General features: G+C 37.9%; 10 protein-coding genes. 4 read left to right on the top strand and 6 right to left on the bottom strand.

Annotated features, from left to right (window positions below; genetic code table 11):
* Positions 1–153 precede the first annotated feature (153 nt).
* From F3G86_RS07930 to F3G86_RS10510, 4 genes are all read right to left on the bottom strand, one after another.
* Positions 154–1,080, bottom strand: a complete 927-nt coding sequence (locus F3G86_RS07930; protein WP_149723557.1) for a DNA-methyltransferase — start codon at positions 1,078–1,080, stop codon at positions 154–156.
* Between the two features lie 36 nt (positions 1,081–1,116).
* Positions 1,117–2,649, bottom strand: a complete 1,533-nt coding sequence (guaA, locus tag F3G86_RS07925; RefSeq protein ID WP_009294571.1) for a glutamine-hydrolyzing GMP synthase — start codon at positions 2,647–2,649, stop codon at positions 1,117–1,119.
* Positions 2,650–2,659: 10 nt separating this feature from the next.
* On the bottom strand, positions 2,660–4,048 hold the full coding sequence (gene nhaD / locus F3G86_RS07920) for a sodium:proton antiporter NhaD (RefSeq protein WP_149723556.1): 1,389 nt from the start codon (positions 4,046–4,048) through the stop codon (positions 2,660–2,662).
* A 113-nt stretch (positions 4,049–4,161) separates the two neighbouring features.
* Complete coding sequence (locus tag F3G86_RS10510; protein ID WP_188116446.1) at positions 4,162–4,329, bottom strand: LptM family lipoprotein; 168 nt, start codon at positions 4,327–4,329, stop codon at positions 4,162–4,164.
* Positions 4,330–4,446: 117 nt separating this feature from the next.
* Here F3G86_RS10510 and F3G86_RS07915 point away from each other — a divergent pair, with 117 nt between their 5' ends.
* The 4 genes from F3G86_RS07915 to F3G86_RS07900 are packed head-to-tail and all read left to right on the top strand — an operon-like array spanning position 4,447 to position 10,223.
* Positions 4,447–4,812, top strand: a complete 366-nt coding sequence (locus F3G86_RS07915) for a hypothetical protein (protein WP_188116445.1) — start codon at positions 4,447–4,449, stop codon at positions 4,810–4,812.
* Positions 4,806–6,623, top strand: a complete 1,818-nt coding sequence (uvrC, locus tag F3G86_RS07910; RefSeq protein WP_149723555.1) for an excinuclease ABC subunit UvrC — start codon at positions 4,806–4,808, stop codon at positions 6,621–6,623. The genes F3G86_RS07915 and uvrC overlap by 7 nt, the downstream gene beginning before the upstream one ends.
* On the top strand, positions 6,620–7,354 hold the full coding sequence (locus tag F3G86_RS07905; RefSeq protein ID WP_103607950.1) for a hypothetical protein: 735 nt from the start codon (positions 6,620–6,622) through the stop codon (positions 7,352–7,354). Before uvrC ends, F3G86_RS07905 begins: the two co-directional genes overlap by 4 nt.
* Complete coding sequence (locus F3G86_RS07900) at positions 7,344–10,223, top strand: DNA-binding transcriptional response regulator (protein WP_149723554.1); 2,880 nt, start codon at positions 7,344–7,346, stop codon at positions 10,221–10,223. Before F3G86_RS07905 ends, F3G86_RS07900 begins: the two co-directional genes overlap by 11 nt.
* A gap of 235 nt (positions 10,224–10,458) precedes the next feature.
* Here the strand turns inward: F3G86_RS07900 and F3G86_RS07895 are convergent, their stop codons facing one another.
* The gene (locus F3G86_RS07895; protein WP_149723553.1) at positions 10,459–11,256 is read right to left on the bottom strand and encodes a phosphatidylserine decarboxylase; all 798 of its coding nucleotides are present in this window, start codon (positions 11,254–11,256) and stop codon (positions 10,459–10,461) included.
* A gap of 1 nt (position 11,257) precedes the next feature.
* A partial coding sequence (locus F3G86_RS07890; RefSeq protein WP_223228582.1) for a metallophosphoesterase occupies positions 11,258–12,229 on the bottom strand: 972 nt, incomplete at its 5' end.

Here is a 12,229-nt window from a genome sequence, read left to right as displayed (position 1 = left end):
ACATCCTACTTTAAAGTGTTTATTTACTGTATTTAAATATTCAAAACCAGCCATAATAAAAGTATTTTTTATACTATTCTTAAATTTTCTAGACAATATTGCTTTTCTTATTTCTTCCGTAGATTTTTTTGATTTTCCAATACTTTTAGGCATTTATGCTTGTCCTTCTCTAATTTTACGGAATTCTTCTGGCAACATCGCAACCGAACTATTTAAATCAGGCTCCATAACTGGTACATCCTTTCTGACTTTTACAACCCCATCAATAGCTTCCTGAATACGCGTTTTGGCAATATCGAAGTATTCTTTTTGTATCTCTGCCCCCACAAAGCATCTCTGCTCTAGTATGGATGCTACACCTGACGTTCCAGAACCCATAAATGGATCCAAAACTATTCCATTGATGGGCGTTAATGCTTTAATTAGCCTCTGTGGGATAGCAATTGGAAATTGACATGGGTGCTTTGTTTTTTCTATATGGTTGGCCTTAACATTTGGTATATCCCATACATCCGATGGGTTCTTGCCCAAGGGATTACCGCTAAATTCCCCTTTATTCCCTCCTTTATATGCACGTTTGCCTGGATATTTTTGTGGTATACGTATATTGTCTAAATTAAAACTATATTCTTTGCCTTTCGTAAACCATAGTATTGTTTCATGTCTTCCACTAAAACGTTTTGAACTATTTAGACCATGTCCAAAAGTCCAAATTAATCTATTTCTTAGTAGAAGCGGGTATTCTAAACTACGGTTATTTTCACTAAATATCTGATAAACATAATAATCCAAAGGAATAACCTCTGATTTGCTAATGTGATAACCGATTTGCCAGCATAGACTTCCTCCTTTTTTTAATACACGATAAATATCACCAAATATAGATGACTGTTGTTTTTTAAAAGTTTCAATATCGTCGTGCAAATTCTCGTACGCTTTATTCATGCAATATGGGGGGGAAGTTATAATTAAGTCGCAAAATTCATCTGGTATATTCTTAAGTAATTTAATACAATCCCCATTAAATATTGTTACACTATTATTTTCATTAAATTTTTCAGCAATTTTTATATTTTTCAAAGTTCGCCAACCTCTATAAAAATAATTAAAATATTCTTACTCCCACTCGATAGTTGCAGGTGGCTTGCTTGAGATGTCATAGACTACGCGGTTTATGCCATTTACCTCGTTTATGATGCGGCGGCTTACGTTTTCAAGCAGATCATAAGGAAGCCTTGAAAAGCTTGCAGTCATGCCATCACTTGCATCGACCACGCGCACACAAACAGCGTTTTCGTAAGTGCGGTTATCGCCCATAACGCCAACAGAATTTACATTTAAAAGTACGCAAAATGCCTGCCAAGTTTTGTTATACCAGCCACTACTTTTTAGCTCATCGCGCAAGATCACGTCGGCTTTGCGAAGTAGCTCAAGGCTTGGTTTATTTACCTCGCCCATGATGCGGATAGCAAGGCCAGGTCCAGGGAAAGGATGGCGGAAAACTAGCTCGCGGCTTAGTCCAAGCTCAAGTCCTAGCTTTCTAACCTCGTCTTTAAAAATTTCTCTTAAAGGCTCTATTAGTTCAAATGTCATCCAATCAGGCAAGCCTCCAACATTGTGGTGGCTCTTTATCGTCTTGCTTGAGCCAACGACTGAGCTTTCGATGATATCGGTATAAAGAGTGCCTTGAGCTAGAAATTTCACATCGCCATGCTTCTTAGCCTCTTTTTCAAAAATTTCTATAAATGTCTCGCCTATGATCTTGCGTTTTTTCTCAGGATCAACGACGCCGGCCAAGCGACCAAGAAAGATCTCGCTCGCATCTATGCTAACTAGCTCAACGCCAAGCTTTGTTCTAAATGTAGCTTCAACTTGCTCTTTTTCGTTTGTTCTAAGAAGTCCGTTATCGACAAAAACAAGGATCAAATTTTCAGGCACAGCAGCTGCTAAAAGTGCCGCAGTCACAGAGCTATCCACGCCACCGCTAACTGCACAAAGCACCTTGTGAGTGCCCACTGTTTTTCTTATCTCTTCTATCTTATTTTTAGCGAAGCTTCCCATGTTCCAAGTGCTCTCGCAGCCGCAGATATATTTAGCAAAATTCTTTAAAATTTGCGTGCCATACTCGCTGTGTTGTACCTCTGCGTGAAACTGGATCGCATAAAATTTACGTTTATCATCGCCAAAAGCACAATAAGGCGAATTTTCGCTAATCGCAATCGCCTCAAAACCCTTTGGTAGGTCTTTTACATAGTCGCTATGGCTCATCCATACGATTTGTTTTGAAGGTGTATCTTTAAAAAGATCGTGCTCTTTTACGACGCTAAGTTCAGCCTTGCCATACTCTTTGTGATCAGCTGCTAAAACCTCAGCACCATGCGTGTGAGCAAGTAGCTGCATGCCGTAGCAAACGCCAAGTATAGGGATATTTAGCTCAAAGACGCCGTTATCGCAAAAGTAGGCATCTTTGGCATAAACGCTAGCTGGACCACCACTTAGGATGATACCTTTTGGATCTTTCGCCTTTATATCGCTTAGTTTTGCGTTAAATGGCAAAATTTCAGTATAAACTCCTTCTTCTCTTAGCCTTCTAGCTATTAGCTGAGTATACTGCGAACCAAAGTCCAAAACTATAATCGTATTGTTCATTTATAACCTTTTAAAAGTAGATGTGAAAAATTTCAAACTGCACATACCAAACAATGAGTGATACGATGTATCCTAAAACTACCATCCATGCATATTTCATATGCGCACCAAAGGTATAAATTCCTTTTAATTTACCCATTACTCCAACGCCAGCTGCTGAGCCAAAGCTGATCATCGAACCGCCGATGCCAGCTGTAAGTGTCACTAGTAACCACTGACTCATAGCCTCGCCCGCATCAGCTCCCATAGCTGGATTTGCTTTTAGAACGGCTGACATAACAGGGACGTTATCAACGACTGCTGAGAGGAAGCCAACTCCGATATTTACAGGTGTTGAGCCAAATTTATCATAAAGCGACACAGCGTAATTTAAAAATCCAGCAAAGTGAAGAGCGCCAACTGCAGCTAAAATTCCAAAGAAGAAAAATAGCGTGTTATTTTCGATCTTTGACATATAGTGAAAGACGTTCATAGGCTCTTCGTCTTTGTGAGCTTTTTTGAAATAGTAAGTGTAAAGGCTAAGCAGTGAGAAGCCAAACATCATGCCCCACATCGCTGGTAAGTGAAACAACTGGTGCATCATAACTGCACAAAAGATGGTAAATGCACCTATGAAGATAACCGCTTTACCGCCCTTTTTCATAAACACTTTTGGCTCATTTGCGACGTCAAAATGAGGCGCAGTATTTGGCACGATGCGTGAAAGTAAAAACGCTGTCACAAACCAGCCGATAAATGAAGCTGGGAAAAGTGCGAAAAAGTCTAAAAATGGTGACTTGCCAGCTGCCCAAACCATAAGTGTAGTGATATCGCCAAATGGACTCCACGCTCCGCCTGCATTTGCTGCTACGACGATGTTTATCGCACCTGCGACTAGGAAATTTGTATTATTTCTATCTATCGTTAAAAGAACTGTTGATAGGATAAGCGCTGTTGTTAGGTTATCAGCCACTGGGCTAATGAAAAACGCCAAAATACCAGTTAGCCAAAATAGCTTTCTGTAAGTGTAGCCTTTTGAAACTAGGTTGTATTTAAGCGCGTTAAACACATCTCTTTCAACAAGTGCTTCGATAAATGTCATCGCTACCATTAAGAAAAAGACGATCTGAGCTATCTCTAAAATCAGGTGATTTACCTCGTGCTCTAGCGAATGCACATCCATGCCATTTATAAGCATATAAACGCCGATTAGCAAAAACATAAAAGTGCCGATAAAGATAGCAGGTTTTGCCTTGTCGATGTGAAAATTCTCTTCTGCTGCTATGAAAAAGTATCCAACAACAAAAATGATAAGCGATAAAATTCCCGCCCATGTAGTAGTTAAGTCAATAGCCGCAGCTTCTCCGTCAGCACCAAAGGCTATAGCAAAAAACAAACTTAGAAGTCCAAATAACCTCATATACTCTCCTTGTAAGATAAAAATTTGCGTATTTTACTTAAATGAGCCTAAAATTTAGGTTAGTTAAATTTATTAAGCTTGCATTACATTTTTATCTTACGCCAAATTTAAGATCAAATTTTATTGATCTTGTCAGTTTTTTTCTCTTTCACAAGTGCATCGCCATAAAATGGATCGTCCTTGTAGCCGCAACCACTAAGCGCAAAAAGAGCGAAAATTAAAATAAAAGATGATAAGATTGCCTTATGAAAGACGCCAAATTTATGATAGATGCTATCCACGAAAATCCTTTGTATAAAGAAAAATTAAGCATGGCAGACGAGTGCCGAGAGCTTCTGCGCCTCATGGGTAAAGCAAAGCGATTTTACATAGCTTTTTGCTATGTTAGAGAAGGTATATTGACCTTCGTTCTCACTCATCCCTCAGGGCTTTTGGAGCTTAGACGTGATAGTAGTATAAATGATATAAAAGAGTTATTAAAAACATTTTGCAAGGTCAAAAAAGATAGCATTTTTGCAAGCGTCATCAAGTCAAAACCTCTTAGCGAGATCAACTATATAAAAAACAAAAAAGAGGAAAATATAAGATTTATCGTGAGCAAATATCTAAAATTTTTTACGCCGCAAACCCCGCAAAGATCAAATTTTATAATGCCAGCAAGCAAGGGCGAGTTTAAAAATTTGGCAGAAAATGAGCAAATTTATAAGAAATTTGAAGAGCTAAGAGAAATTTTGCTAAAGAAAAACGAGCAGGCAAGATGCTAATAGACGAGATAAGAACGCTTCCAAATGAGCCTGGCGTATATCAGTATTTTGACGCTCAAAACAGACTTTTATATGTTGGCAAGGCCAAAATTTTAAAAAACAGGGTCAAAAGCTACTTTAAATTTACCCCAAGCCTCGCCCCAGCTGAAAAACTAAGCCCAAGAATTTCAAAGATGATAAGCGAGGCCGTTCATCTTGAATACATCGTCACACCAAGCGAGGCAGACGCGCTCATACTTGAAAATTCATTCATCAAGCAGCTTAAGCCAAAATACAACATCTTGCTTCGTGACGACAAGACCTACCCTTATATCTTTATAAATTTAAACGATGAATTTCCGAGATTTGAGATCACCAGAAAGGTGGTAAAAGGCTCAAATATACGCTATTTTGGGCCATATTTTAGTGGAGCAGGAGAGCTTCTTGAGGCGCTTTATCTAAATTTCAACCTAGTTCAGAAAAAGTCCTGCATCAAAGGCAAAAAAGCCTGCCTTTTTTACCAGCTAAAACGCTGCTACGCCCCGTGCGAGGGTAAAATTTCAAAAGAGAGCTACGCTAAAATAGTCGCTGACGCCACAGCCGCTTTGCAAAATCCAAATTTGTTAATCGCCCGTCTTGAAGAGCTCATGCTAAACTACGCCAAAGCCGAAGACTACGAGCAAGCAGCCGCGACTAGAGATAAGATGCAAACGCTTAAAAATATGCAAACAAAGGTCGAGGTTGATCTTGCCAAGCTTGAAGACTTTGAGGCCTACTCGGTCGCTTGCGTGCACGATATGATCTGCGCGGTGAGATTTAGCGTGCAAAGTGGCAAGATAACAGGCGTAAAAACTGATATCACGCAGGCTAAAAACGCTCAAAAAGACGAGATAAACGAGGCTTATAAGCAGGCCATTTTAAAAAGCTTTATCGCTGGTCAGCCAATAATTAGCACCAAAATTTACGTCAATGAAAGCTTTGAAGATAGCGAGCTGGTGGAGGAAATTTTAAACGAGAGGTTTGGACGTAAATTTAGCATCACTTGCCCAAAAATAGGCGACAAGCGTAAAATTTGCGAGATCGCTACAAAAAACGCTGAAGTTAGCATCGAAAAATACCTAAAAACGCACGATAACGAGCTACTAAACGAGATAAAAGAGTATTTTAATCTAGCTCACACGCCTTACGTGGTCGAAGCTTACGACAACTCACACCTTTTTGGCGAGGCAAGTGTCGGGGCGATGGTGCGCTATGAGCATGGCGAGTGGGCGAAGCAAAACTACCGCCACATGCACCTAAGCTCTAAAAACGACTACGATCAGATGAGAGAGAGCCTAACAGCTAGAGCGCTTAGGTTTGACAAGCTTAGTCCGCCTGATCTTTGGGTCATTGATGGTGGCGAGGTGCTTTTAAATTTAGCCTGTGAAATTTTAGCAAGTAGCGGGGCAAATGTCGATGTGATCGCTATCTCAAAAGAGAAAATAGACGCCAAAGCTCACCGTGCAAAGGGCGAGGCGAAAGATAAAATTTATACAAAAAATGGCAGCTTTAGCCTAAGCACGAGCGATAAAAAGCTGCAGTTTTTCCAAAAGATGCGCGATGAGAGCCATAGATTTGTCATTAGTTTTCACAGAAAGACAAGGCAGAAAAACGATATGCAAAGATCACAGCTAAGACAAGCTGGCGTATCTGAGGGCAGTATCGCGAAATTAATCAGCTTTTACGGAAGTTTTGATAAAATCAGCGAAGCAAATTTAGACGAAGTGGCAAAAATAACAAACAAAAGCGTAGCAGCAAAGCTTTTAACGCTCAAAGAAGGAAATTTGAAGTGATAATATACGACAAAAACGGTCAAATTTTAGCGATGGGAGATATCTCTCTTGGTCTGCTTGAATTTAAAGATATAAGGGAGTTTTTAAGCGAGCATAAAGACATTGACGAGCTAGTTTTAGACTACAAAGAGTCTGGAGTTTTTATAGATTATCTAGCTAAAAGACCAAATTTAAGAGTAAATTTAAAGACCAAAAACGGCAAAATTTTAAATGCGACGCTTAAATTTTCAAAGATCAGCTCAGTAAAAAATGAAGAGTATTTTGAGCTTTTGATCCTTGATCAAACAGAAATTTACAGCCAAAACCAGCAAGCTGCGATAAAAGCAAAGACCAAACTTCGCTTGCCAAATTTAAAGGTCGATGAAAAAGAGCTTTTGGATAAAGAAGAAGAGGTTTTAAACGAGAGCTGGTTTAGCGAGACTGCTAGCTTTTTAAATTTAAGCAAAAGCGAGTTTGCGACCTACCTTGGTATATTTTTAAGCAAGGCAAAAGATAAGATGATCTTTATCCAAAGTGCGGTGCAAGCGCGAGATGCTAAATTTTTAGAAGAGAGCATAAAGATCTTAAAAGAGCCAGCGCTAAATTTAAAGATCACTCCGCTTGTGGCAAATTTCGATGCGCTTCTTACTAGACCAAACAAGATTAAAAAGATCGCTCAGATAAATGAAAGACTAAGCGAAATAAGCACACTTTGCAATAAATTTTCAAAAAGGCTTGGCAATGAGGGTTAGTAAATTTTTGGTTCTTTTGCCAATATTTTTGGCTGCTATCACTTGCTTTTATAATGGCGCACTCTACTTTGATAAATTTAGGATCTCTTATGGCATAAATAGCGAGGTAAAAAGAGAAAGTTTGATAAGAAAAACCTTAGATGCGATCGTTTCAGAAAGAATTGCTTACGAAAGATATAGTCAAACTAGGTCACCTCAAGATGAAGCGGCTTTAAGAGAGGCAAATGCTGCTAAGAATTTGTTTGTAAAAAGTTTATCAAACACTCTTTCTAACACACCAGATGATAAAAGGATAAGAGATAGGCTAAATGAAGTTTTAAAAAACGCAAATGCAAGTTGGGAGAGCTCTAATCTCTCGTTTCTTAGCTTTGTTGAGTTAGCAAATTCTGCTGTTGAAAGTGGGCAAATTTTATTTAGAGATGTTGCTTTAGACATTGATATCAAGCGTCATATACTCTCTTTACTTAGAACCTATGAGCTGCTTCAAAACGTAAATACCACAAAAGAGCATATCTTGGCTGTGCTTATGGGTAAAGAAAAAATTACCGAAAGTTCGCTAAAACAATCTCTAGATAGCCTTAAATACAACGATATAAATGCAAATTTACTCCCAAATGGCGACATAAAAGACAACATAATAAGAGATATAGATAGGCTTGATAATATAGAGACCTCTCAGGGCTATGACGAGATCCGCCTTAAGCTAAAGCTAAAAAATGAGCTAACACGTGATGAAATTTTGCAGATATATACCTTTGAAAGCAATAGAGCCAAGCTCTTTAGCAAGATAGCAAATGTCTTAAGTGACGAGCTAAAGAGACTAAATGATAACTTTAGAGTAAAGGTGCTTAGTCTAATATTTTTGATGTTTTTTCTATCGCTTTGGCTCTTTTACGCTGGCTATAAAACATATATCTGGCTAAAAGCTCTAGAAAATTTAAACCAAAAAATGAAGCTTGTAAGAAATGAAATTTTAAAAAGAGGCGATAGAAATCCACAAAATTTAATAGAAAGTTTCATCGCGCTATATAAAGAGCTACTTCAAAAATATGAGCAAGAAAGAGGCTTTACAGCGATAAAAGATAGGCTGCTAGTTAGGCTAAATAAGAAATTTTATCTCTCAAAAGAGCAAATTTTAAGCTCGGTCGCTACGCTAAAAAAAGATGAAAACGTGGTAAAAAATGAGCTTGTTTTTGAAAATTTAGAAAAAAATAGCCAGATAATCGCGATAAATTATAGCAATATAAAAGGCTTGCTTGATAGCAGAAATGGCGAAGTTGGACTAAATTTAAAGCCATTTAACCCACAAATTTTGTTTTCAAACATACTTGAAGCGCAGATACCTTTCACGCAAGAGAAAAAGCTAAATTTCTTAACCTATCTTGATGCAAACATTAGCGACGAACTGGAGGGCGATAGCGAGAAGATAAGCGTCGTCTTTGGCTCTATCATGCAGGCTGTCGTGACAAAATGCGATAAATTTGCCAACTTGATAGTAGAGATAAAAAATGTCAGCGACGCTCTTAGTCAAAGCGGCCTTTTACTCATCGAAACAAAGATAAGGACAAATCAAATTTTCATAAATGAAGAGCAGATAAAGGCTTTAAGCGCAGAAGATGAAAGCGAGATAAACGATGAAGAGAGCGAGTTTTATCTCAGACTTGCTAGCTTTTATCTAGGGCTTTTTAACTCAAACCTTGATATAAGCACGCTTGGCGGAGCTGGCAATGAGTTTAAATTTATCCTTAGCCTAAAAAAGGTGCAAAAACTGCAAAATTTCAGCCTAAATCACGAGCTAAGGATCGCATATCTGCCTGATATAAATGCAAAATACAATGAATTTTTCGCAGCTACTTTAGAAGATATGGGGCTTAGGTTTCAAAATATTATCTCAAACAACCAAGCACTAGCGAAAAACTACGACATCGTCTTTGCAAGGCAGAGTGCTAGTAAAAATATAAATATAAAAAATGCGGTCTTGCTAAAAGATCCGCTCACGCCACTTAGCGTTGCGCGGCTTGTCTATATGGAGAAGAACAAGGGCGAGAGCTTGACTGAAGAGAAAGTGCTCTTTTTGCTATGCGATAAAAATCCGCTTAGTCTTGAGATGTTTTCGCGCGCTTTTAGCTTCTTAGACTGCGAAGTAATAGGCGTTAGCAGCCATAAAGAGCTTAAGCAAGCACTGCTTTTAAATAGGTTTAACGCGGTTTTTATCGATGCTTCATTTTTTGAAAATGGCGTGGCAAATTTCGTAAAAGAGATAAGATCGCTTCAAGAAGAGAAGATAAATTTAGTCGCTGTGGTCTCAAACACCTCAAATATCCCTGAAAGAGAGCTGCTACCTGCTTTTGATGAGAAGATCAGAAAGCCTTTTAGCAAAGATGATCTAAATCAAATTTTGCCTAAATTTATCAAAAACTATAAGCCAAGCAAAGAAAATAGATACTTTAGCAAAAATGAAAATATAGTGATTTACAAGAGCACGAAGCTTGAAAATAAGATATTTGCTGGCGCTCTTGGCGAGTTTCAAAACACGCTTGAGATCGCAAATAGCTTTAGCGAGCTTTTGATAAAGATAAAGACAAAACCTTGCTCGCTAGCGCTTGTGGATGAAGCAGCGGAGGGTTTTGATATAAAAGAGCTAATAGCCACGATATCTGAGCTTAGATCTGGGCTAAAGCTAGATGCCAGAGTGCTTCTTTTTAGCAACAACTTGGAGCTTAAAAATCAAAAAGAGTATATAAAAATCCTATCTCCAAGTGTGAGCAAGATAGAGCTTACAAACTTCGTAAAATCAGAGCTTAGTGAGATAAATTCGACCCAAAATGAACTAAAGAACAACTTTAAGTTTATAAAATTTAAGAGTTGAGTGTTTGGCTAGCTTATAAATTTGAACTAAATTTCTAGGCTTGCATCTTTAGTAAATTTATGTGAGATAAAATTTAAATTTTTGCTGGTAAATTTGCCGCTTTGATTTAAGGATTTGTAGGTTTTTGAATTTATTTAAGCCGATAGTAGATCAAATTTATTCTTAAAACGGCATAGGTAAAAATAGAAATTTAACTAGCCTGTAAATTTAGCATTAGGCTAGCTTTGGATCAATTTTACTCTTTTATCCTACCGATAGCTTCAGCAAATTTAAGCTCTTTATTTTCAAAAAGGTTGTATTCGATCGCATCTTTTTCGCTAAGTATGACGATGGTCGAACCAAGCTCGAAATTTCCAAGGCGCTCGCCCTTTTTGATATGTAAATTTTCATACTCATAAATTTGTGTGAAATTTGCCATCGCATTTGTCTGGATGCGATCATCAAAGCAAAATTTCATCTTACCAACGTTTAGCGCACCCACAAAAACTAGCCAAAGTTTTTTGCCATTTTTCATCTCGCAAAGTAGTGCCACACGCTCGTTTTTAGTATAAAGGCTATCGACCTTGCCAAGCCATTTTACCGCCACACTGTAAAGCTTGCCAGGGATATATACCGCTTTTTTTATCGTGATATCACAAGGTGCGTGATAGTGATGATAGTCTTTTGGGCTAAGATAGATGTTGGCAAAGTCAAACTCGCCATCAAGCTCGCCCTGCCCCAAAAGCTCCTTCACACCGTAGCTCATGCCTTTTATACTAAAAGCTTCTAGCTCTTTCGTGGTGCCAAAACTAAGGCAGGTACCATCAACAGGACTTATAAATATCTCATCTGCAGCGTCAAATTCTCTTGGCTTCAAGAGCTCCCTGGTGAAAAGTTCGTTTAAATTTTTATACTCACTTGCTGGCTTAAACTCGCTCATGTCGATCTTAAATAGCTTTACATAAAAGGAGTTGATAAGCTCTTGAAGCGGTTTGAAAAAGTTTAATTTAGCAACCTTGCCAAAAAATTGAGAAAAGAGATTGTCCTTGTTCATTTTAGTCCTTGCTTAAATTTAAAATAGCGATCTCACTGGGAGCAAAGATCCTAACCGGAGGTCCCCAAAATCCTGCACCGCTACTAACATAAGCTTGCATTTTATCATTAATCTTATAAAGCCCATGTAAAAAACCTTGATCCAACAAAACTAGGATACTAAAAGGGAAAATTTGTCCAGCGTGCGTGTGACCGCAAAGGACTAGATCGACATCTTTTTGCATAGTTTTTATAAATTTTGGCTGATGAGAGAGTAGGATGGTCGGTAGATCTGGGTCACATCCTGCTAGCGCTTCGTCTAAATTTGGCTCTAAATTTTTAAACCTTATGCCAGCTAGATCATAGACCCCTGCCAAATTTATACCAGCTATTTTTTCATTTTTATTACCAAGTATCCTAATGCCAAGAGCGCGAATTTTTTCTAGTATCCCATCAACTCCGTGGTAGTATTCGTGATTACCAGGGACATAAAAGGTGCCATAGATGCTTTTAAGATTTTTTAATGGATCTAAAAAATCCCCTATAAGTTCAGCTCTCATATCAACCAAGTCGCCAACTATCACCACTAAATCTGGTCTAGCTAAATTTATCTCTTTTACAAGCTCAGCAACAAAATCCTTTTGCAAAAACTCGCCAATATGCACATCAGTTATCATGGCTATTTTTAGATCACTTTGTAAATTTTTTATTTTTATATTAATCTGTCTGATCTTTGGCGGAGTGAGTGCGTTAAAAATTCCTTTCAAAAAGCAAGCAACTATAAAAACAACAAATGTCACATCAAAGCAAAATTTAATAAATTTTCGTCTTGTGGGATTAAAATGAGCTTTTGAGCAAATGGATCTAACAACATCATAAAACAAACTAACACCAAATAAAAATAGAGAAAAACCAATGAGCGTCCCTGCTATCAGGTAGAGTTCTATATTTAAAAAAGAAAATCTTAGTTGAAGAACAAATACAAATTCAAGCAC

The organism is Campylobacter concisus, from assembly GCF_902460595.1.
GTDB lineage: Bacteria > Campylobacterota > Campylobacteria > Campylobacterales > Campylobacteraceae > Campylobacter_A > Campylobacter_A concisus_BL.
The sequence above is the reverse complement of the archived record's forward strand: the minus strand, read 5'-3'. Positions and strand labels throughout refer to the sequence as shown.